Source organism: Bordetella genomosp. 6 (genome assembly GCF_002119705.1).
In the GTDB taxonomy this organism is placed as follows: domain Bacteria; phylum Pseudomonadota; class Gammaproteobacteria; order Burkholderiales; family Burkholderiaceae_B; genus Bordetella; species Bordetella bronchiseptica_F.
Map to the genome: position 1 here is coordinate 3349394 of NZ_CP021107.1, position 20587 is coordinate 3369980.

The window sequence follows — 20587 nt, forward strand, 5'->3', positions numbered from 1 at the left end:
CGCCCCGCGGCCTGTCCGCCTGTCATACCGAAGCAGTTCAACAAAGGAGAAACACCATGAAGTGGATAGCCTCCATGGCGCTGGCGTTGTGCGCCGGCGGCGCGTTTGCCGCCGACTACCCGACCCGCCCCATCACGCTGATCGTTCCGTATGGCCCGGGCGGCACCAACGATATCCTCGCGCGCGCCATCGCCAACAAGATATCGCCCGCGCTGGGCCAGACCGTCGTGGTCAACAACCGCCCGGGCGCCGGCGGCAACATCGGCGCCCAGCAGGTGGCCACCGCCGAACCCGACGGCTATACCCTGCTGTTGGCCTCCTCCGGGGTCTTCGCGGTCAACAAATGGCTCTATCGCAGCCTGCGCTACGACCCCGCCCAGGCCTTCGCGCCGGTCATCCTGGCCGGCAGCGTGCCCAATGTGCTGATCGTCGACACGGTCGTCCCCGTCAAGACCCTGCCGGAACTGGTCAAGTACGCCAAGTCCGCGCAACCCAGCCTGAACTACGCGTCGATGGGCACGGGCACCAGCGGGCACTTGTGCGCCGAGCTGTTCAAGGCGCAGGCCGGCATCGAGGCCGAACATATCGCCTATCCGGGCAGCGCCGCCGCGCTGACCGGCCTGCTGGGGCACCAGGTGCAGCTGATGTGCGACAACCTGCCCACGGCCTTGCCGCAGATCAAGGCCGGCCGCGCCCGCGCCCTGGCCGTCAGCAGCGCCGAGCGGGCGCCCCTGCTGCCCGATACGCCGACCGTGGCCGAATCCGGCTTCCCCGGCTTCGACGCCACCGCCTGGTTCGGCATCGCCGCGCCGGCCGGCACGCCCGCGCCCATCGTCGAACGCCTGAACAAGGAAATCAACGCCGCCCTGCAGGCGCCTGATGTCGCGCGCATCCTGGGCGAACAAGGCGTCAGCTTCCGCCCGAACACGCCCGCGCAGTTCAGCCAGTTCATCAGCGCCGAGTCCGCCAAATGGCGCGACGTGATCGAGCGCACGGGTTCGAGGGCCGACTGAATGAGCACACTCGCGGACAATGCCCCCCGCATGGCCGGCGCCGGCGCCGGCGCCGGCGACTGGATCGACGCCGCGCTGGCGCCGCGCTCGGTCGCCATCGTCGGCGCCTCCGACAACCCCGAGAAGATCGGCGGCCGGCCGATCAAGTACATGCTGCAGCACGGCTACCCGGGCCGCATCCTGCCGATCAACCCCGGCCGCGACCGCGTCCAGGGCATCGCCGCCTGGCACAGCCTGGACGCCGTGGACGGCCCGATAGACATGCTGGTCGTCTGCGTGGCCGGCGAGGCCGCGGTGCAGGCCGTGCGGGACGGCGCGCGGCTGGGCGTGCGCGTATGCGTCGTCATCTCTTCCGGCTTCGCGGAAACCGGCGAACCCGGACGGCAGGCCCAGGAGCACATGAAAGCGGCCGCCGCGGCGGCCGGCATGCGCCTGCTGGGGCCGAACACCCAGGGCCTGGCCAATTTCAGCAACGGCGCCCTGGCGACCTTCGCCACCCTGCTGGGCGAAGTCCCGCCCGCCGACGGGCCGGTGGCCATCATCAGCCAGAGCGGGGCGATGAGCATGGTCCCGTACGCGCACCTGCGCGCCGAGGGCATCGGCGTGCGCTACTCGGTGGCCACGGGCAACGAATGCGACCTCAACGTCGCGGACTTCACCGAGGCGGTGCTGCGCGATCCCGAGGTCAGGCTGATCCTGCTCTACATGGAAAGCCTGCCCGCGCCTGCCACGCTGGCGCGCGCGGCCGCGCTGGCGGGCGCGCGCCAGGTGCCCGTGCTGGCCCTGAAGGCCGGCGTTTCGCCGCAAGGCCTGCGGGCCGCGCAATCGCACACCGGCGCCATCGCCACCGAGGACAAGGCGCTGGACGCCTGGTTCGGCCAGCACGGCATCCTGCGCGTGCCCGACGCGCGCAGCCTGGTCATGGGCGCGCAATTGCTGCTGCGCTGCGGCCACCTGCCCGGCAACCGCCTGGCCATCCTCAGCAACTCGGGCGCGGCATGCGTCACCGGCGCCGATGCCGCCGAGCGGCATGGACTGCAGGTCCCGCCCCTGCCCGCCGAGACACGCGCCCGCATCGACGCCGTGCTGCCCGGCTTCGCCAGCAGCCTGAACCCCATCGACCTCACCGCGGCCCTGCTGAGCAACAACCACCTGTTCGGCCAGGTGCTGCCCATCCTGGCCTCGGCGCGCGCCTGCGACGCGCTGTTCATCACCCTGCCCATGTCCGGCAAGGGATACGACACGGAGCAATTCGCCCGCGACGCGGCCGCCTTCACCGCCGGGACGGGCCTGCCGGTGGCGGTCAGTTGCCCGCTGGCCGCCAGCCGCCGGATTTTCGCGCAGGCCGGCCTGGCCACCTTCGAGCATGACGAGGACGCGCTGGCCGCCCTGGGCCAGCTGGCGCGCCTGTCCGGCCTGCGCGAAACCGCGCTGCGGCTGGCGCAGCCCGCGCCGGACGCGCCGGCCGCGCCGGCGCCGCGCGCGGCGGGCCTGCTGTCCGAGGCCGACAGCCTGGAACAGATCGAAGCCATCGGCATCCGTACCGTGCCGTGGCGCCTGTGCCTGGACGCCGCCAGCATGGGCTCGGCGCTGGCCAGCCTGCCGGGCCCCTGGGCGGTCAAGGCCTGCTCGGCGCAGATTCCGCACAAATCGGAATACGGGCTGGTGCACCTGGGCATCGCCGACGAGCAGCGCGCGCGGACGCTGTTTCCCGTCTTGCGGCAGGAAGTGCTGGGCATGGGCAAATCGTTCGATGGCGTGATCGTCGCGTCCATGGTCAAGCCCCGGCGCGAATTCATGATCGGGGCGCGCTGGGACAGCCAGTTTGGCTGTATCGTCATCGTTGGCGACGGCGGCAAGTACGTCGAGGCCATGCCCGATGTCGCCACGCTGGTGTATCCGTTCGACCAGGCCCATGCCGAGCAATGCCTGCGCGCGCTGCGCGTCGCCGCGCTCTTTGACGGCGTGCGCGGCGAAAGTGCGCTGCCCGTGCGGGAGCTCGCCCATGCAGCCACCCGCCTGGGCGCCTGGCTGCATGCGCAGCAAGGCGCGGTGGCCTCGGTCGATATCAACCCACTCATCGCCGGCCCGGATGGCAGGCTGTATGCCGCCGACGCGCTGGTCGAGGTCTAGGCGACGCCATGGCTGAATCCCGGCAGGAAGACTATTTCATCAATGGCCTGGCCAAGGGACTGGCCATCATCCAGGCGTTCAACAACGAGGCGCGCGCCCTGACCCTGGCCGAAGCGGCCTATCGCACCGGACTGAGCCGGGCCGCCGCACGGCGCGTGCTGCTGACCCTGGTCGAGCTGGGCTTCGCGGCGCGCTGCGGCGACCGCCACTTCGCGCTCACCCCGCGCGTGCTGTCGCTGGGCTATGCCTACCTGTCGTCCATGCCCTTGTGGCGCTTCGCCGAACCCGTGCTGGAGGCGCTGGTGGAGGAACTGCGCCAGACCTGCAGCATCGCCGCGCTGGACGGCAGCGAGCTGGTCTACGTCGCCCGCATTCCGCTGCACCGCACCCTCAGCCAGGGGCTGTCGATCGGTTCGCGCATTCCCCTGTATTGCCATTCGGCCGGGCGAGTCCTGCTGTCCGGATTCACCCCGGAACAATTGGAGAGCTATCTGCAGGGCGCCGAGCTGCGGCCGCTGACCGCCCGCACGGTGACCGAGCGGGCCGCCCTGCGCGACATCATCCAGGAGGTCCGGCGGCGCGGCTACGCATGGAGCTGCGGCGAGGTCGAGGACCATACCACCGGACTGTCCGTGCCGATCTTCCAGCACGGCCGGCTGATCGCCGCGCTGAACGTCAGCCGCATGCACTCGGCCGACGACGAAAGCCTGTGGTGCGGCAGCTACCTGCAATCGCTGCGCCGCGCCGCGGGCCGCCTGACCGCGGCGCTGTCGGTGGACCACAGCCCGCGCATCGTCCGCATGGAACGCAGCCCGGCCTGCCCCGCCACCCTTCCCGCCACCGGCGGGGAACCCTGCCTGCCCGCCAAGCCATGAACATTCTCTCGCCCATCGACATCGCCGGCATCGCGCTGCGCAACCGTATCGCCGTGGCCCCCATGTCGCGCACGCAAGCCGACGCGCAAGGCCATCCCGCCGCCGAAACCGCCGCCTACTATGCCCGTTACGCGCGCCATGGCGCCGGGCTGGTCATCACCGAGGCGCTCTATACCGCCGGCCCCGCCGCGCGCGCCTACTTCAACCAGCCCGGGCTGGCCAGCGAGGCGCAGGCCGAGCATTGGCGCGCCACCGTGCGCGCCGTCCACCAGGAGGGCGGCCGCATCATCGCCCAGTTGCAGCATGCCGGCAAGCTGGCCGAGCCGGGCCTGCACGCCCGTCCGCTGGGCCCGGTGGATGGAGCGGCGCAGGGGCTGTCGTGGCAGACCCGGCAGCCCAATGCGCCGGCCCATGCCGCCACCGCCGAAGAGATCGAGCGCATCATCGAGGGCTTCGCGCTGTCGGCGCGCCTGGCGCATCACGCGGGATTCGACGGCGTGGAAATCCACGGCGCCCGCGGCTACCTGGTCAACGATTTCCTCAGCGCGTACAACGCGCGCGACGACGAATGGGGCGCCGACCGCGTCCGCATCGCCGAGGCCGTGCTGCGCGCGGTGCGGCGATGCTGCCCGCTGCCGCTCGGATTCAATTACTCCATCTACAAGATGGACGAATACCGCTATCAGCCGCCCGGCGGCGGCGCCGAGATCGCGGCGCTGCTGGCCCGGCTGTGCCAGGCGGGCGCCGACATCCTGCACATCAGCAGCCGCCGCGTCCTGAAACCCGAGCCGTGGGGCGGACTGCTGGCCGGGCTGGCGCGCGCGGCCGGTCCGAAAGCGCTGATGGTCAATGGCGGCCTGGCCACGCTGCAGGATTGCGAAACCGCGCTCGCGGCCACGCAGGCGGACCTGGTCTCGCTGGCCCGCCCCTTCCTGGCCAACCCCGACTGGCTGGCTCGCAACCTGGCGGGCGAACCCCTGCGCGCCTACGAGCCTGGCATGGAGCAGCGTCCCCTGCTGGATTGAACCGGGCGGCTGGCCCGCCGCCGGGCGCGAGGCGCCTGTCCCCGCATGGCAGGCGACACCTGCGGCAAGGGAGCCTGTCCCCGCCGGGACAGGCTCCCGCCATGCACGCTTGACCGCCGAAACGGCATCCGTCCCGCGGACAGGCGCAAAAAAGCGGCTTGAGAATGCATTCTCAAGCCGCTTCGGTACTGCTTGCCGGCTGCAACGACGCAAAAAGCGCAACTGCAACCGCAAATATGGCGCGCCCGGCAGGATTCGAACCCACGACCCCTTGGTTCGTAGCCAAGTACTCTATCCAACTGAGCTACGGGCGCTGTAAAGAAAAAAGATTATAGCAGGCTTTTTTCGAGGTTGTAAAACGGGTGACCTCGGCCCGCCTCGCCCGCGGGGGACGGATGATCAGTCGGCGGCCTCCAGCAGGCTGACCGCCGCCGCGTCCAGGCCCACCGATACGGAATCGCCCTGGCGCAGGGCCGCGCCGGCGCCGGCCACCGCCTCGGCGAACAACGCCGTGCCGCGCGGAGTGCGCAACAGGTAGTTCATCAGGTTGCCCGCATAGCTGATGGCCTCCACCTTGGCGGCCAGCCCCTGGCGTCCGGCGGCGTCCAGGCGCATCTGGTGCGGCCGCACCACCAGGCTGACGGCCTCGCCCGGCGCATACTGGCGCCGCGGCTTCGGCACCTCCAGCACGCCGCCCTCGTATTCGACCGCCACGCCGTCGGCGCCGGCCTGGCGCACCTTGCCGGCCAGCACATTGCTGCGGCCCAGGAAACCCGCCACGAACAGATTGGCCGGCCGCTCGTAGAGTTCCGTGGGCGAGCCGATCTGGGCAATGCCGCCTTCGTTGAAGATGGCGATCCGGTCGGACATGGACAGCGCCTCCTCCTGGTCGTGCGTCACGTACAGGAACGAGGCGCCGGACTCCTTGTTCAGCTTGCGCAGCTCCCATTGCAGGTCGGCGCGCAGCTTCTTGTCCAGCGCCGACAGCGGCTCGTCCAGCAGCAGGATGCGCGGATCGTAGACCAGCGCGCGGGCCAGCGCCACGCGCTGCTGCTGGCCGCCCGACAATTGGCGCGGATGGCGCGCGCCGAAGCCGCCCAGCTGCACCTGTTCGAGCGCCTGCTGGGCGCGCCGGCGCGCCTGCTCGCGGCCGACGCCGCGTATCGCCAGCGGAAAGCGCACGTTCTGCTCCACTGTCATGTGGGGAAACAGCGCATAGCCCTGGAACACCATGCCGAAGCCGCGCGCCTCGGGCGCCTGCCCGGTGATCGAGGCGCCCTGGTAGAGAATGTCGCCGGAGGTCGGGGCGACGAACCCGGCGATCGACATCAGCGTGGTCGTCTTGCCCGAACCGGACGGGCCGAGCAAGGTCAGGAACTCGCCCGCGCCCAGTTCGAAATCGACGCCGCGCAGCGCCTGGAATGCGCCAAAGCGCTTGTTCAGCGCGCGCACGCGCAGCAAGGGCGTCGGCGTGGTGGCCGCAGCAGTCATGACAGCTCCTGTTTTTGTCGATGGTGGGCCAGCAGCCGTTCGGCGCACAGGCAGATGAAGGTGATGACGATCATCAGCGTCGCCACCGCCGCGATCGAGGGGTCGACGTTTTCGTTGATGCCGTCCCACATGGCGCGCGGCAGCAGGTAGACGTTGCGGGTCGTCACGAACAGCAGCACCACCAGTTCGTCCCACGACACGATGAAGGCGAAGATGGCGCCCGAGATCAGTCCGCTGCGCACGCCCGGCAGGGTGATGCGCCACAGCACCTGCCAGGGCCGCGCGCCCATCGAGCGCGCGGCCTGCTCCAGGCGCGGATCGAAGTTGGCCAGCGCCGAACCGACCGAGACGAATACGAAGGGCATGGCGGCCACGACGTGGGCGATGACCACCCCCGTGAAGGTGTCGAGCAGGCCCAGGTCGATGTACAGGCGGTAGTACGCCAGCGCGCCCACGATGGTCGGCACGATCAGCGGCAGCAGCGCCAGCAGGCGCACCAGCGCCCCCAGCCGCGCGCCCAGCCGCCATGCGCCGATGGCCGCGGCCGCGCCCAGCACGGTGGCCGCCAGCGTGGACACCGCCGACACCCCCACGCTTTGCAGCAGGCTGCCGCGCCACACCGGGCTGTCGACCAGTTGGCGGTAGTGCTGCCACGACCACGACTCGGCCGGAAACGACAGATAGGAGCGGTCGGTGAACGACACCGGGATCACGACCAGCGCCGGCAGGAACAGAAAGCCCAGCACCAGCGCCGCCACCACCGCCGCCGCGGCGAACCACCACGAGGGACGCACGCTCATGGCGCACCGAACAGAGACGGCACGCGCACCACGCGCGACACCAGCACCAGGCTCATGACCACCGCCACCAGCAGCGTGGCCGCGAAGGCGGTCGAGATGCCCCAGTTCATGGTCTCGCTGATACCGAATTCTATGTATTGCGCCACCATCACGGTCTTGCCTCCTCCAAGCAGCGCGGGCGTAATGAAGAACCCGAGCGAAAAGATGAACACCAGCACGCCGGCGGCCAGCACGCCCGGCAGCGACAGCGGCAGGTAGACGCGCAGGAAGGTCGCCACCGGCCCGGCGCCCAGCGCCCGCGCGGCCGCCATCAGCGAGCGGTCGATGCCCAGCATGTTGGTCAGCATGGGCAGCACGGCATAGGGAATCATGTAATGGACCATGCCGATCAGCACCCCGGTTTCGTTGCGCAGCAGCGCCAGCGGGCTGTCGATCACGCCCAGCGCCATCAGCGTGGCGTTGACCGGCCCTTCCCTGGCCAGCAGCAGCACCCAGGCGAAGGCGCGCACCAGCACCGACAGCCAGAACGGCACCAGCAGGCCGATGGTCATCCAGCTGCGCATGCGCGGCGACGAATTGGCCATCACGTAGGCCAGCACATAGCCCAGGGCCAGCGCGATCAGCGTGGTCCAGGCGCAGATGCGCGCCGTGGTCGCCATGATCTTCAGGTACAGCGGCTCGGTGAACAGCGCCGCGTAATTGCCCAGGCCGGCGTGCGGCTCGGTGAAGCTGATGGCCAGGATGCGCAGCACCGGCAGCAGGAACATCCCGCCTATCAGCACGGCGGCCGGCAACACCAGCAGGGCTGGCAGGGATCGTCGCATGGTTACTCCCACATGGGCAGTTCGTCCGCCCAGGATGGCGCGCCCGCGGCGCGATAGGTGGCCTGGCCGCCCACCAGGGTGGCCAGCACCTGCGTATGGCGGATCTCGTCCGGGTCGACGGCGCAGGGATCGCGGTCCAGCACGATCAGGTCGGCCAGCTTGCCGGGGCTGAGCGTGCCCTTGCGCGCGGACTGGCCCTCGGCGCGCGCCGGATTGGCGGTATAGCAGCGCATCGCCTCCAGCGGCGTGATGGCCTGCCCGGCGCCCAGGCTGGCGCCCGACGCGGTCTTGCGCGTCACCATGGACCACATGCCCAGGAACGGATTGCGCTCGCACACCGGCGCGTCGGAGTGCGCGCAGACCAGCACCCCGCGGTCCAGCATGTCGCGGTGCGGCCACATCCAGGCCATTTCCTCGCCCGGGCGATTGCGCAGATAGGCGTCGCCCAGGTTGTAGGCGAAGCCCGCCGCCGACGAGTCGATCACGCCTAGCGCCGCCATGCGCTGCTGGATGGCCGGCGGCGCGCAGCAGCAATGCTCGATGCGCGGCGGCACCGCGCCGGGGTGGGCTCGCAGGCCCTGCTCGAAGGCGTCCAGCGCGAAGTCGATGCCGCGGTCGCCGTTGCCGGTGGCGGCCGCCTGCAGGCCCGCCGCCATCACGCGCCCGACCTTGGCGGCCAGGTCCTCGGCGGAGAAATTCACGTCGCCGCGGTTGGCCGGCCGGCCATCGCCCCCCTCCTCGCCCACATAGGGCTGGTAGTAGGCCGCCGTGCGGCCGCTCGTGCTGCCATCCGAGCCGTACTCCACGCCCAGCAGGTACAGCTGGTCGTCGCCCGCGCCAAAGCGCAGCCCGGCCGCCAGCGTCTCGTCCACCAGCCGCTGGTCGCGGCCGTTGAGCATCATGCCCACGCGCACCGGCAGGCGGCCCGCGCCGTGCAGCGCGCGGTAGGCCTGCACCGCCAGCGCGCTGGTCAGGGCGTTGTGGACGCTGGTGATGCCCATGCGCCCCATTTCCGCGAACAGCGTCGGGAAGCCCTCCAGGTAGTCGTCCAGGCTGTCGGCGGCGGCGATATGGGTGGTGAAGGCGAACACGCCGCGCCCGCGCGCCAGGCCGGTCGCGGCGTCCAGGCAATGCGGCGGCACCTGCGCCGCCAGGCCGCCGGCCAGCAGCGCGGCCAGGGCCGGCGCGCTGGCCAGCCCCACCTGCGCATCGCGGCGCAGCAGGAACACCGGCCGGCCGGGCGCCGCCTGTTCGAGCGCCTGGCGCGCCGGATAGCCGCCGCTGTGCGTATCGTCGAAGCGAAAACCCAGGTACCAGGCGCCGGCCGGCATGCGCCGGTGGAAATCGGCGATGCGCGCCAGAAGCGCCTGCTGCGTCGCCACCTGCGATACGTCGTCCCAGCGGCCGGCCTTGACCGCCTGGCCGTCCGGGTGGCAATGGCTGTCGTTGATGCCCGGCATCACGCGCGCGCCGCCCAGCCCGATGCGGCGCGTGCCCGGACCGGCCAGCGCCAGACACTCCATGTCCGAGCCCACCGCGATGATGCGGCCGGCGGCGATCGCCACCGCCTGGGCCTGCTCCAGCCTGTCATCCAGCGTGGCGATCCTGCCGCCATGCAATACCAAATCCGCGTACATCGACATGGTGCGTTGCTCAGCCCGTGATCACCTTGACGTACTCGTTGTAGATGCGGTCCTGGTTATCGCCATGCCAGGTGTAGTTGGCCACCACCTGCTGGCGGAAGTTGTCTTCGTCGGTCGGGTTGTCCTGGCGCAGTTCGGGCGGCACCAGCGCGTTGGCCGCCGGGTTGGCCGGGCCGTTGCCCATCAGGCGCAGCAGTTCGATCTGGCTTTCGGGCGACTGCGTCGACGCGATGAAATCGAACACCTTGCGGCCGGCCGGGTTGCCCTTGGGCACCAGCCACCCCGCCGGGATCAGGATGCCCTGGTTCCAGGTGAAATCGATGGTCGAGCCCGGTTCGCGGCGCATCACGGTGGCGCGCGTATGCCAGACCAGGCCCATGGTGGCCTCGCCCTGGCGCAGCAGCTGCTGGCTCTCGGCGCCGGTCTTCCAGAAAATGGTCTTGTCCTTGATGGCGGCGATCTTGTCCAGCGCGCGCCGCTCGTCGATGGGGTACAGCTGGGACGCGTCGGCCGGCACGCCGTCGGCCATCAGGGCCGCCTCCAGCGTGGCCAGCACCCGGTCGGGCAGGATGCGCATGCCCGGGAAGTCCTTGGTGTTCCAGAAGTCGGCCCAGGTGCGCGGCGGACGGTCGCCAAAGGCCTTCTTGTCGTAGGTCAGCACGAAGCTGTAGATGAAATGCGAGACGCCGAACTCGCTGCTGAAGCCCGGGCGCACCTTGTCGCGATCGACCACGCTGTAGTCGATGGGTTCCAGGTAGCCGCGCTTGCCCAGCGAGTGGCCCGCGGCCAGGTTGGCGTCGCACACGTCCCACACCACGTTCCTGGACTCGACCATGGTGCGGATCTTGCCGAACGACGGCCCCGTGCCGTCGAACTCGACCTTGGTGCCGGTGGCCTTCTCGTACGGCTTGCCCCACACCAGCGGCTGGTTCTTGATGGCGTCGCCGCCCCAGTTGCACACGACGATACGGTCGGCGGCGGCCGCCGCGGGCCGCATGGGCGCCAGCGACGCCAGCCCTGCCGCGCCCAGCATGCCCAGCAGCTGGCGCCGGCGCGCCGACGTCAGTCCAGGGGATTGCAGCGCCAGTTCGGCGGCGTCGGCCAGCCAGCCATCCTGCGGTACAGACATCTTCATGGTATGCGTCCTCGCATGGGAACTTGGGGAAAAACCATAGTGATGACCGGGCCGGCTTCATGCAATATATGAGTTTTGCACCTGTCCGTACTATCCCTAGGTCTCCCCTTGATGCCACCCTTACCCGTCGGCCTGGCCAAGCCCAAGGCGCTGCACGAGCCCAGCTTTGCGCAACTGGGCGTATTCCATGCAATCATGATCACCGGCTCGGTCTCGCGCGCCGCCCGGCTGATGGGCATGACGCAATCGGCCGCCAGCAAGATGCTGCGCCAGCTCGAGGACGACACCGGGCTGCGCCTGTTCGAGCGCCAGCACCAGCGGCTGGTGCCCACGCCGCACGCGCAGGGGCTGCAGGACAGCGTCGAGCAGCTCTACGGCGCCTACGGGGTGGTGCAGCGCCAGATCGACAGCCTGGCCGACCCGGACACGGGCCACGTCAACGTGGCCGCCATCCCGACGCAGGCCACGACCTTCCTGCCGCAGGCCATCAAGCGGCTGCGCGAGCGCTACCAGGGCATCACGGTCACGGTCGAGATCCTGGCCAACCAGCCCATCGTCGAACGCGTGCAGAGCGGCCAGGCCGATTTCGGGCTGGTGCACGACATCACGCCGTCGGTGTCCACCCTCAATGAAGACCTGGGCCTGCAGCACGTGGTGTGCGTGGCGCCGGCCGGCCACCGCTATGCCGGCCTGCCGCATGTCGCCGCGCACGACCTGAAGAACGAGACCTTTCTTTCCTACGGGCCGCAGACCAACTTCGGCGCCATGCTGGAGACGGCCTTCGCCGCGGCCGGCGTGCGCATGCCGGTGGCCGTGGAAGTGACCTCGTCGGCGGCCCTGCTGGCGCTGATACGCGCCGGCGTGGGCGTGGGGCTGGTCGAGCCGGCCGCCATCGCGCCCTTTGGCGCCGGCGGTTTCGTCATCAAGCCCTTCCTGCCGGCGCTGCCGGTGCACTCGCGCATCGTGCGCTCGCGCCTGCGCCCGCTCACGCGCCACGCCGAGCTGCTGCTCGACGCGTACCGGGCGGTCGTGCTGCAGGCGCGGCCCGACAGCTTCCAGGCCTAGTCGCTCAAGGCGCCGGCTTGTGCCGAGCCATCCCGTAGGCGTCGTGGATCAGGCGGTCGACGGCCTGGTACATCTGGCGCAGGCGGTCGAAGCGGCCCGCGTCGCGGGTGATCGGATCGGCGCTGTTGGCCATCTCGATGATGGGCAGGGCCACCATTTCCACCGGGGTATCGGGCTGCAATTCGCCCTTTTCCACCGCACGGCGCACCCCCGCCACCACGCTGCGCTGCAGCTCGTGCGAATAGCGCGCCAGCGCCTCGCGCGCCGCCGGCGTGATCAGCGCGCTTTCCAGGCGCATGCGGGCGATCAGGCTCCAGGGATGGCTGGTGTCGCCCTGCGGGTTGCGCTTGAGATAGCGCATCTCGTTGAACTGCATGCTGAGCTGGATCTTCTGCGACAGCGTGGAGTCCGACAGCCAGATCTGGTCGAAATGGCCGATCGTGCGCTGGCAATACTCGATCGTGACGTCTTCCACCAGCTCATGCTTGTGCCGGTAGTGATAGTGGATATTGCCGCGCGTGCAATCGAGCGCCTGGGCGATCTGCTGGAACCGAAAGCCCGAGCTGCCGTGCGCGATCAGCATATCGGTGGCGACTTCCTTGATGCGCTCTTTCATGGGAACCTGAGCCGGGGTTGCCTTCACCGTGTTCTTGCCTCCTTCGATGTCATGCCGGGCGGCCCGCCGCGCCACGGCAAACAGTGCATTCTAGGGCCTGTTGCGCGCCCTCGGCTACGCCGCCGTCAGGCCGCCGTCGAGCACCAGCGTGCTGCCGGTGGCGAACGAGGCGTCGTCGCTGGCCAGGAAAACGATGGCGCGCGCCACTTCCTCGGGCTGGCCGAGGCGGTTCATGGGCTGGCGCGCCGCCAGGCTGGCGCGCAAGGCATCGGGGTCGTCGCTGCGCGCGTAGATCTCGCGGAAATACGGCGACTCGATCGTGCCCGGCGCCACGCAGTTGATGCGGATACCCTCGGTGGCATGGTCCAGCGCCATGGCGCGCGTCAGCGCCGCCACCGCGCCCTTGGAGGCGCAATACGCGGCGCGCTGGCGCAAGCCCACCAGCGCGCCCGCCGATGCCGTATTGACGATCACGCCAGCCCCCTGGCGCTGCATGATCGGGATGACGTACTTGCAGCCCAGGAACACGCCGTCGACGTTGACGCGCATCAGCGCCGACCAGTCGGCCTCGTCGGTGTCGACCACCGTGGCGGCGATACCATAGCCGGCGTTGTTGACCAGCACGTCGATGCGCTCCCAGCGCGCCGTCACGGCGTCGACCAGGGCGCGCACCGACTGCGCCTGCCCCACGTCGGTCTGGCGCGCCTCGGCGCGCCCGCCCTCGGCGGCGATGGCCTGCGCGACGCGTTCGGCGGCCTCGATCGCCTTGTCGGCCACCACCACGACCGCGCCCTCGCGCGCCATCAGGCGGGCCGTGGCCTCGCCGATTCCCGACCCCGCGCCGGTCACGATGGCGACCTTGCCGGATAAACGTTGCGTCATGTCCTGCTCCCGGCTCAGCCGATGGTAAAGCGCGCCAGATGGCGGCGGATCGTGGCCAGCACGCTTTGCGCCACCAGCCATGAAGTCTTGGGATTGGCCGGCGACGGCGCGTTGACCAGCTCGATCTGCATCTCGCCCAGCGGGCTGCGCACCTGGATGCGGTGCTGGTTGCCGCGCGCCCGCGGGTCGACCACCACCTCCACGCGCGTGCGCGTCATGCCGATGCCGGCCAGCGCCAGCGTGGCCGCCACGTTCAGGTTCTTGGGAAAGCGCAGCGCCGCCTCGCGCGCCGGTCCGCTGAACAGCGTGCGGCTTTCGGCCAGCGTATCCGGATCGATGCCCATGCCGGGCAGTTCGGCGCGCCAGGCCGCCACGGGCTTGCGCGACTCGTACACCACTTCGGCGTCGTCGCGGCCCGCCACGGCCTGCAGGTAGTCCAGGCCGGCGATCGCCCCGGCCGGCACGCGGATACGGGCGCCGCCGGCCTCGGCCGCGGCGATCAGGCGCGCGCGCAGCGCGTCATCGGCCAGCGCGCCGGCCGAGCAGATGATCATGTCCAGGCCGGCCTTCAGGCAGCCCTCGGCGTGCTCGGCAATCGCCTGCTGGCCGGCCGCCTCGACCACTAGGTCGGGACGCCAGGCCAGCAGGTCGGACAGCGAGTCCAGCAAGGTGACGCGCCCGGCCAGCGCGGGCGGCAGGTCCGCGGCGGCGCGCGTCAGCGCCGCCAGCTGGCACGGCTGCGCGGCATCGGCCAGCAGGCCGGCGGCCACGTCCGAAGCAATGGCGCCCAGGCCGATGAATGCAATGCGATGCGTCATGGGGAGTGATGTCCAAGCCAGTCGAGCAGCGCGGCGATGTAATCGGCGCCGCGCACAATGGGAAAGAAATGGCCGCCATGCTCCAGCGGGCGCAACAGCGCCCGCGGCAGCGCGCGCGCCAGCTGCTGCTGCAGCGCGAACGGCACGATCTGGTCGTCGCGCGCGCCCAGCACCAGCGCGGGCACGTCCAGCCGCGGCAGGTCGTCAAGGCGATCGTACGCCAACAGGGCGGCGATGCGCTCGCGCACCACGGCCACGCGCTGGGCGGGCCATGGCGGCACCTCCGCCGGCACGGCCCCGGGATGGGCCAGCAGCCAGGCGGCCGGATACGACAGATAGGCGCCCGCCTGCTCGTACAGCGCCGGCGAGGCCTGCAGCAGCGCCGCCCGCATGGCGAACAGCGACTGCATATAGGCGTTGCGCCCGCCCCAGGTGCCGCCCAGCACCAGGCTGACCGCCCGCGCGGGCGCCGACAGGGCCATCTCCTGCACGATGCAGCCGCCGGTCGAATGCCCCACCAAATGGGCGCGTTCGATGCCGCGCGCATCCAGCACGGCCCAGGCGTCGGCGGCCAGCCGGGCGATGTCCACCGCGGCCTCGCCGCGCGTGGAGCCGGCCACGCCGCGCTGGTCGAACGCCAGGCAGCGCTTTCCCTGCAGGCCGGCCGCCACCGGCGCCCAGAAAGCGCCCGTGCCGCCCAGTCCGCTGACCAGCAGCACGGCATCGCCCGCACCCGTCTCGCGCGCGGCCAGGCGCGCGCCGTCAGGCAGGTTTACGGTGAAGTCCGTCATGCGCGGCCGGATCACTTGGCCGCGCGGGCCGCTTCGATTTCAACCAGGAACTGCTCGCCCCCGGGCGCTGCCTTGGCGATCTGGTCCCACGCGCCACGGGCGGCCTCGCGCAGCGGCGCCTGGTCGGGGTACTGCACCTGCACGCCGCGCTGCTTGAGCACGTCGAACGCCTCGGCCAGCTTCTGGTCCTGGAACTTCACCGCCACCTGCATGGATTCGCGACCCGCTTCCTCGACGGCCTTGCGCACGTCCTCGGGCAGGCGGTCGAACTTGGCCTTGGAGATGATGAACAGGCTGGGCAGCTGGTGGGCCGCGGTCACCGAGTAATACTTGATCACTTCGGCAAAGCCATCGGCCACGGTCTGGTCGGGGCTCAGCTCGGCGGCGTCCACCACGCCGTTCTGCAGGCTGAGGAACAGTTCGGCATAGGCGGTCGGCGTGGGCTGCGAACCCAGGGCGCGATAGGCTTCGACAAAGCCCGGCGACTGGATGACCCGCACCTTCAGGCCCTTCATCGCGGCCAGGTCGGGAACCGGCTTCATCGACGCCAGGCTGCGCGCGTACACCGCGCCCCAGCCCAGCCCGACCATGTTGTACTTGGGCAGCACGTCCAGCAGGCGATCGCCCACCGGGCCCTGCATGATGCGGTTGGCTTCTTCGTAATCGGTGAACAGGTACGGCAGCGACAGCACGCGGTACTCGCGCACCGTGTTCTCCAGCGAGGCCTGGGCGATGATCATGGCGTCGACCACGCCGGTGCGCGCGCCCTGCACCAGCTTGAGCTCGCCGCCCAGGCCGCCGGACGGATACAGCGTGACCTTGACCTTGTCGCCCACCTTCTGCTTCATCAGCTCGGCGAAATGCAGGCCGGCCACCTGGTACGAGCTGGTGTCGCCCAGCGCGTGGCCGATATTGATCTGGATGGGCTCGGCGCTGGCGCCGAACGATGCGCCGGCCAGTGCGAGCGCGGCAAACAGGGATTTCACGACGTTCATGTTGCGCTTCCTTGGGAAGTGACAGGGTTCAGAAAAGGCGGGCGTACAGCACCGGCCCGTAGGTGATGATCATCAGGTCCAGCAGCAGCACGCCCAGGAATACCGACAGCGGCCGCATCAGGCGCTCCATCGACACGCGGGCGATGCCGCACACCAGGAACAGGTTGACCCCGACCGGCGGCGTGACCATGCCCACCGCCAGGTTGACGATCACGATCAGCCCGAAGTGCACCGGATCGATGCCCAGGCTGACGGCCACCGGCGCCAGCACCGGGGCCAGGATCAGGATCGCCGCGAAAGTCTCCATGAACAGGCCCACCACCAGCAGGGCGATGTTGACCAGCAGCAGGAACACCAGCGGGTTGTCGGACACGCCCAGCAACAGCGCGGCCACCTGCTGCGGCGCCTGGTACAGCGACAGCACGTAGGCGAACACCGACGCGAAACCCACGATCAGCAGCACGATGCCGGAGGTCACCGCCGACGACCAGAAGATCTCGGGCAGGTCTTTCCACTTGATCTCGCGGTAGATGAACACGCTGACCACGAAGGTGTAGGCCACCGCCACGACCGCCGCCTCGGTGGCGGTGAACAGGCCGCCGTAGATGCCGCCCAGGATGATCACCGGCATCAGCAGCGACAGGCTGGCCCGGCGCAGCGCGCGCCAGACATTGAGCGCCCACTCGCCCACGCTCACGCGCTGCGAACCGCCGTAATCGCCCAGGCGCGACATGATCAGGATGGTGATGATCAGCGACAGGCCGATCAGCAGGCCCGGCAGGATGCCGGCCACGAACATCTGCGCCACCGACGTGCCGGTCAGCATCGCGTAGATGATCATCGGCACCGACGGCGGCAGGATCACCCCCAGCTCGCCGCTGGAAGCCACCACCGACGCGGCGAACGGACGCGGATAGCCGCGCCGTTCCATCTCGGGAATCATCACCGAGCCGATGGCCGCGGTGGTGGCCGAGGACGAACCGCAGATGGTCGAGAAGAACATGGTAGTCAGCACCGCGGCGCCGCCCAGGCCACCCTTGACCCAGCCGATCAGGGCCAGGCCCAGGTCCATCAGCCGCCCGGCGATGCCGCCGGTCTGCATCAGGCGCCCGGCCAGCACGAAGAACGGTACGGCCATCAGCGCGAACGAGTCCATCGACTCGAACATGGTCTGCGGCACGGCCAGCAGCGGCACGTCGCGCGCCAGCAGCGCCGGCAGCGGCGCGATGCCCAGGCTCAGGGCCACGGGGATGCTGGCGGCGAACAGCAGCAACAGCAGAACAACGGCTGAAAGCATGATTACTCCTGGGGTTCTGGCTGGCCGGCGTGGCGGATGTCGATACCCTGTGACAGGCATTCGACGATCAGCGTCGCGGTATTGAGGAACATCAGTCCGAAACCCACCGGCATGGCCAGATAGATCCAGGTCTTGGGCATGGACAGCACGGGGCTGGTCTCGATCGCGCCGAACTCCATGAACTCCAGGCCCAGGTAGATCATCAGCGTGAAGAACGCCAGGCAGCCCAGCAGCGCGGCAAAGCGCAGCGCGCGCCCCAGCGGCGCGGGCAGCAGCGTCACCACCAGCTCCAGCGCGATCAGCTGCGCCTTGCGGCAGGCCACGCCGGCGCCCAGAAAGATGATCCAGATCATCAGGTAGCGCGACACCTCTTCGCTCCACGGCGCGGCCACGTTCCAGCCCAGCCCGGTCAGCAGGAAACGCACCGACACCTGCCATAGCGTGCACAATGTCATGCCCAGCATCAGCCCGGCCATCAGCCAGCAGACCAGGCGATTCAGGCCATCGACGGCCCCGATCAGTTTCATGGTTTTTCCCCTGTGTAATCGTGTAGCGCCACCCGCACGCCGGCGATGGCGCGATCGCGCCAGCCGCGCTTGGCCTCCAGCCGCTCCAGCGGCAGCGCCGCGCGCATCGAGCGGTCCAGCGCGCCGATCAGTTCGGCATCGACCGGTGCGGGCAAGCCCTGGCCGGCAGCCATGTCATTGAAGATGTGGCCATAGCGCTGCAGGTAGTCGGCGATCCCGCCCGGCGCGTTCAGGTCCACCCCCTCCAGCGGGCCCAGCGTGGCCCAGCGCAGGCCCAGCCCCTGGCTGATCAGGGCATCGGCGTCCGCCGGCGAAATCACCTCGTCGGCGATCACGCGGAACATCTCCATCAGCAAGGCGCCTTGCAGCCGGTTGAGCACGAAGCCCGGAATCTCTTTCCTGATGCGCACCGGATGCTGCCCCAGCGAGCGCATGAACGCCTCGGCGCCGGCCAGGGCCTGCGGGTCGGTCCAGGCCGACGCCGCCATCTCCACCACCGGCGACAGATGCGGCGGCGTCATCGGATGCGCGACCAGGCAGCGCGCGCGTCCGGCCAGCGCCTCGGTGAACTGGCTGGCGCCATAGGTCGAGGTGGAACTGGCCAGCAGCGCATGATCCGGCGCCAGCGCGTCCAGTTCGGCGAACAGCGTGCGCTTGAGCGCCAGGTTCTCCGAAACCGCTTCCTGCACATAATCCGCGCGGCCCACCGCGGCCGCCAGCTCGTCGGTCGCGCCGATGCGCGCCGCCACGTCGCCGGGCCGCTCGCCCGCGCGCAGCAGGGACGCGCTGCGCTCGATCATGCCGGCCAGCCGCGCGGGCAGCCCTGCCAGGCACGCCGCGTCGCGCTCGACGACGGTCACTTCCAGCCCGCGGCGCGCGAACACAACGGCCCAGGAGGCGCCAATGATGCCGCCCCCGATTACTGCTACGTGATTCATGATCGCTTGCTACTGGATGGGCGAGAACGAAACCGGCTTGAGAATGCGGGTCTGCTGCAGGTCGATCAGGTCGGTCACCCGCTCCAGGTACGCCTGCCACTGGGGATCGGCCAGCATGCGCGAGCGGGCCGCGTCGCGCTCATCCAGGCTGTCGTAGGCCCACCAGGCCACCACATGGTTGAGCTCGCCGATCTCGGACATGAAATAGCCCAGGAAGCGGCCCAGGTACTTCTTCTGCAGTGCCAGGCCATGCTCTTCGTAGGTCGCCACGAAAAGGCCGGCCTTGCCCGGCTTGATGCGGTAATCGCGTTCTTCGATAAACACAGGAACTTCCGTACTGGTAAAGGTGAAACGGGGCAAGCGGCTCAGGACTTGGCGGTCCAGCCGAATACCGTATTGGCTTCGATGCGGTCGATGTCGGCCGGGCGCGCGAACGGCTGCGGCGCCGGCTCGCCCGGCTGGCGCACGCGGCCGATCTGGCGAAAGAAATCGTCCAGCCCGCCCGGCATGAGGATCCAGAAGAACGACAGGGGTCCGGGCCCGGCGTTGAGGAAACTGTGCTTGCGCGACTTGCCCAGGAACAGGCAGGCGCCCGGGGCCAGCGCATGCTCGACGCCGTCGATCAGCGCCGTGCCGCGCCCTTCGGTGATGAAGATCACTTCCTCGCGGTCGTCGTGGAAGTGCTCGCGCACGTGGCAGCCCGGCGCGACCGTCTGGGTGCCGGCGCTGAAGTCGATCGAGGCGCCGGTGTTCGCGCGGTTGAGCAAGGTGCGCACGAAGCCGTTGGCCGGCACCGGCTGCCAGAAGCTGTCGCCCTCGTCCGGCCCCACCACCACGGCGATGCCCGGCTCATGCTGCTGTTTCATGTTGCGCTCATTTTTACTGACATGCCAGTCAGTATATGGACGAGCAAGCACGGACAATACTAGGGAATTCCCGGAAAACTGACAATTATGTCAGGACACGCCTGTTATTCGTGGCGTGCGCGCAACTCGGACTCCACGCGTCCGATGTGCTCACCGATGATGCGCTGCGCCTCGTCGGCATCACGGCGGCGCAGGCATTGCAGCAAGGCGCGATGCTGCCGGTTGGACGCCGCGCTGCGCGTCTTGTCGGCGAAGAAGGTGGCGCGCCGGTGCGCCGACATCAGGTAGAACGGATGCACCATCTGCGCCAGCACGGTATTGTGCGCGGCATTGAAGATGGCCATGTGGAAGGCATAGTCGAGGTCGGCCGTCTGCTCATGCGAGCCCGCGATGGCCGCGTCGAACCGGTCGATGATGCCCTGCAGGCAGGCCAGGTCCTCGTCGGTGCGGCGCTGGCAAGCCAGCTGCACGGCCTGGATCTCGACGATGCGCCGCACCTCCAGGGCCTCGCGCAGCTTGTCCCCGGTCAGGCTGATGCCGAGTTCGGCGAACAGGCTGAGCGTCTCCAGGCTCACGCGCTCGGGCGCATCCGCCAGGAACACGCCCGAATTGGGGCGGCGCGTCAGGTACCGCAGGTTCTCCAGCACCGACAAGGCCTCGCGGATCACGCCGCGCCCCACGCCAAAACGCTCGGCCAGCTCGCGCTCCGAAGGCAGGCGTTCGCCCGGGTCGTAATTGCGCTTCTGGATGAAGGACAGGACGTCGGCCAGGGTGCGGGTAGTCAGTTCCTGCTTTTCGGAGGTCATATCGGCATAAAGTGGCTCCCGCCGCGCGCGGCGGGAGCGGACGGCGC

Annotated in this window: 21 protein-coding genes and 1 tRNA gene; 5 read left to right on the forward strand and 17 right to left on the reverse strand. The window is 69.6% G+C overall.

Going from position 1 to position 20587, the window contains the following annotated elements:
• Window positions 1–56 precede the first annotated feature (56 nt).
• Genes CAL11_RS15620 through CAL11_RS15635 form a run of 4 tightly spaced genes read left to right on the forward strand, consistent with a single transcriptional unit; the run spans window position 57 to window position 5046 of the window.
• Window positions 57–1013, forward strand: a complete 957-nt coding sequence (locus CAL11_RS15620) for a Bug family tripartite tricarboxylate transporter substrate binding protein (RefSeq protein ID WP_086093423.1) — start codon at window positions 57–59, stop codon at window positions 1011–1013.
• Entirely contained in the window at window positions 1014–3146 is a 2133-nt protein-coding gene (locus CAL11_RS15625) for an acetate--CoA ligase family protein (protein WP_086093424.1), read from the forward strand.
• A gap of 8 nt (window positions 3147–3154) precedes the next feature.
• Entirely contained in the window at window positions 3155–4021 is an 867-nt protein-coding gene (locus CAL11_RS15630) for an IclR family transcriptional regulator domain-containing protein (protein ID WP_086093425.1), read from the forward strand.
• On the forward strand, window positions 4018–5046 hold the full coding sequence (locus CAL11_RS15635; RefSeq protein ID WP_086093426.1) for an NADH:flavin oxidoreductase: 1029 nt from the start codon (window positions 4018–4020) through the stop codon (window positions 5044–5046). Before CAL11_RS15630 ends, CAL11_RS15635 begins: the two co-directional genes overlap by 4 nt.
• Before the next feature lie 237 nt (window positions 5047–5283).
• Here CAL11_RS15635 and CAL11_RS15640 read toward each other — a convergent pair.
• From CAL11_RS15640 to CAL11_RS15665, 6 genes are all read right to left on the reverse strand, one after another.
• Window positions 5284–5360: transfer RNA gene (locus tag CAL11_RS15640), tRNA-Arg, on the reverse strand.
• A gap of 85 nt (window positions 5361–5445) precedes the next feature.
• Entirely contained in the window at window positions 5446–6537 is a 1092-nt protein-coding gene (locus tag CAL11_RS15645; RefSeq protein ID WP_086093427.1) for an ABC transporter ATP-binding protein, read from the reverse strand.
• Complete coding sequence (locus CAL11_RS15650) at window positions 6534–7337, reverse strand: ABC transporter permease (protein WP_086093428.1); 804 nt, start codon at window positions 7335–7337, stop codon at window positions 6534–6536. Before CAL11_RS15650 ends, CAL11_RS15645 begins: the two co-directional genes overlap by 4 nt.
• A complete protein-coding gene (locus CAL11_RS15655) occupies window positions 7334–8161 on the reverse strand; it encodes an ABC transporter permease (RefSeq protein WP_033465561.1) in 828 nt (275 codons plus the stop codon). The genes CAL11_RS15650 and CAL11_RS15655 overlap by 4 nt, the downstream gene beginning before the upstream one ends.
• A gap of 2 nt (window positions 8162–8163) precedes the next feature.
• Window positions 8164–9804 carry an amidohydrolase gene (locus tag CAL11_RS15660; protein ID WP_086093429.1) on the reverse strand — a complete coding sequence of 547 codons (1641 nt, stop codon included), beginning with the start codon at window positions 9802–9804 and terminating at the stop codon, window positions 8164–8166.
• A 10-nt stretch (window positions 9805–9814) separates the two neighbouring features.
• Complete coding sequence (locus CAL11_RS15665) at window positions 9815–10939, reverse strand: ABC transporter substrate-binding protein (protein ID WP_086093430.1); 1125 nt, start codon at window positions 10937–10939, stop codon at window positions 9815–9817.
• A gap of 111 nt (window positions 10940–11050) precedes the next feature.
• Between CAL11_RS15665 and CAL11_RS15670 the strand changes: the two genes are divergently transcribed.
• Entirely contained in the window at window positions 11051–12004 is a 954-nt protein-coding gene (locus CAL11_RS15670; RefSeq protein WP_086094599.1) for a LysR family transcriptional regulator, read from the forward strand.
• 4 nt (window positions 12005–12008) lie between these two features.
• Here CAL11_RS15670 and CAL11_RS15675 read toward each other — a convergent pair whose 3' ends face one another.
• The 11 genes from CAL11_RS15675 to CAL11_RS15725 all read right to left on the reverse strand — a co-directional run bounded on the left by CAL11_RS15675 (window position 12009) and on the right by CAL11_RS15725 (window position 20540).
• Entirely contained in the window at window positions 12009–12647 is a 639-nt protein-coding gene (locus CAL11_RS15675) for a TetR/AcrR family transcriptional regulator (RefSeq protein ID WP_033465603.1), read from the reverse strand.
• A gap of 87 nt (window positions 12648–12734) precedes the next feature.
• Window positions 12735–13502 carry an SDR family oxidoreductase gene (locus CAL11_RS15680; RefSeq protein WP_086093431.1) on the reverse strand — a complete coding sequence of 256 codons (768 nt, stop codon included), beginning with the start codon at window positions 13500–13502 and terminating at the stop codon, window positions 12735–12737.
• Window positions 13503–13516: 14 nt separating this feature from the next.
• Window positions 13517–14320: an aspartate dehydrogenase gene (locus CAL11_RS15685; protein WP_033465569.1), complete on the reverse strand. Its 804-nt coding sequence runs from the start codon at window positions 14318–14320 to the stop codon at window positions 13517–13519.
• A complete protein-coding gene (locus tag CAL11_RS15690) occupies window positions 14317–15126 on the reverse strand; it encodes an alpha/beta fold hydrolase (protein ID WP_086093432.1) in 810 nt (269 codons plus the stop codon). The genes CAL11_RS15685 and CAL11_RS15690 overlap by 4 nt, the downstream gene beginning before the upstream one ends.
• The gene (locus CAL11_RS15695) at window positions 15123–16106 is read right to left on the reverse strand and encodes a TRAP transporter substrate-binding protein (protein WP_004568037.1); all 984 of its coding nucleotides are present in this window, start codon (window positions 16104–16106) and stop codon (window positions 15123–15125) included. The genes CAL11_RS15690 and CAL11_RS15695 overlap by 4 nt, the downstream gene beginning before the upstream one ends.
• Before the next feature lie 28 nt (window positions 16107–16134).
• Complete coding sequence (locus CAL11_RS15700) at window positions 16135–17403, reverse strand: TRAP transporter large permease (protein ID WP_086093433.1); 1269 nt, start codon at window positions 17401–17403, stop codon at window positions 16135–16137.
• A gap of 2 nt (window positions 17404–17405) precedes the next feature.
• The gene (locus CAL11_RS15705; RefSeq protein WP_033465577.1) at window positions 17406–17930 is read right to left on the reverse strand and encodes a TRAP transporter small permease; all 525 of its coding nucleotides are present in this window, start codon (window positions 17928–17930) and stop codon (window positions 17406–17408) included.
• The gene (locus CAL11_RS15710) at window positions 17927–18868 is read right to left on the reverse strand and encodes a 3-hydroxyacyl-CoA dehydrogenase (protein WP_086093434.1); all 942 of its coding nucleotides are present in this window, start codon (window positions 18866–18868) and stop codon (window positions 17927–17929) included. Before CAL11_RS15710 ends, CAL11_RS15705 begins: the two co-directional genes overlap by 4 nt.
• Before the next feature lie 9 nt (window positions 18869–18877).
• Window positions 18878–19192, reverse strand: coding sequence for an NIPSNAP family protein (locus tag CAL11_RS15715; protein ID WP_033465581.1), 315 nt, complete (start codon window positions 19190–19192; stop codon window positions 18878–18880).
• A gap of 41 nt (window positions 19193–19233) precedes the next feature.
• Window positions 19234–19734, reverse strand: a complete 501-nt coding sequence (locus CAL11_RS15720) for a cupin domain-containing protein (RefSeq protein WP_086093435.1) — start codon at window positions 19732–19734, stop codon at window positions 19234–19236.
• 104 nt (window positions 19735–19838) lie between these two features.
• Entirely contained in the window at window positions 19839–20540 is a 702-nt protein-coding gene (locus tag CAL11_RS15725) for a FadR/GntR family transcriptional regulator (protein WP_033465585.1), read from the reverse strand.
• Between the last annotated feature and the right edge of the window lie 47 nt (window positions 20541–20587).

Coding starts and splice junctions, on each gene's coding strand:
- CAL11_RS15620 (WP_086093423.1), top strand. CDS start 57: ATGAAGTGGATAGCCTCCATGGCGCTGGCGTTGTGCGCCGGCGGCGCG.
- CAL11_RS15625 (WP_086093424.1), top strand. CDS start 1,014: ATGAGCACACTCGCGGACAATGCCCCCCGCATGGCCGGCGCCGGCGCC.
- CAL11_RS15630 (WP_086093425.1), top strand. CDS start 3,155: ATGGCTGAATCCCGGCAGGAAGACTATTTCATCAATGGCCTGGCCAAG.
- CAL11_RS15635 (WP_086093426.1), top strand. CDS start 4,018: ATGAACATTCTCTCGCCCATCGACATCGCCGGCATCGCGCTGCGCAAC.
- CAL11_RS15645 (WP_086093427.1), bottom strand. CDS start 6,537: ATGACTGCTGCGGCCACCACGCCGACGCCCTTGCTGCGCGTGCGCGCG.
- CAL11_RS15650 (WP_086093428.1), bottom strand. CDS start 7,337: ATGAGCGTGCGTCCCTCGTGGTGGTTCGCCGCGGCGGCGGTGGTGGCG.
- CAL11_RS15655 (WP_033465561.1), bottom strand. CDS start 8,161: ATGCGACGATCCCTGCCAGCCCTGCTGGTGTTGCCGGCCGCCGTGCTG.
- CAL11_RS15660 (WP_086093429.1), bottom strand. CDS start 9,804: ATGTCGATGTACGCGGATTTGGTATTGCATGGCGGCAGGATCGCCACG.
- CAL11_RS15665 (WP_086093430.1), bottom strand. CDS start 10,939: ATGAAGATGTCTGTACCGCAGGATGGCTGGCTGGCCGACGCCGCCGAA.
- CAL11_RS15670 (WP_086094599.1), top strand. CDS start 11,051: ATGCCACCCTTACCCGTCGGCCTGGCCAAGCCCAAGGCGCTGCACGAG.
- CAL11_RS15680 (WP_086093431.1), bottom strand. CDS start 13,502: ATGACGCAACGTTTATCCGGCAAGGTCGCCATCGTGACCGGCGCGGGG.
- CAL11_RS15685 (WP_033465569.1), bottom strand. CDS start 14,320: ATGACGCATCGCATTGCATTCATCGGCCTGGGCGCCATTGCTTCGGAC.
- CAL11_RS15695 (WP_004568037.1), bottom strand. CDS start 16,106: ATGAACGTCGTGAAATCCCTGTTTGCCGCGCTCGCACTGGCCGGCGCA.
- CAL11_RS15700 (WP_086093433.1), bottom strand. CDS start 17,403: ATGCTTTCAGCCGTTGTTCTGCTGTTGCTGCTGTTCGCCGCCAGCATC.
- CAL11_RS15705 (WP_033465577.1), bottom strand. CDS start 17,930: ATGAAACTGATCGGGGCCGTCGATGGCCTGAATCGCCTGGTCTGCTGG.
- CAL11_RS15710 (WP_086093434.1), bottom strand. CDS start 18,868: ATGAATCACGTAGCAGTAATCGGGGGCGGCATCATTGGCGCCTCCTGG.
- CAL11_RS15720 (WP_086093435.1), bottom strand. CDS start 19,734: ATGAAACAGCAGCATGAGCCGGGCATCGCCGTGGTGGTGGGGCCGGAC.
- CAL11_RS15725 (WP_033465585.1), bottom strand. CDS start 20,540: ATGACCTCCGAAAAGCAGGAACTGACTACCCGCACCCTGGCCGACGTC.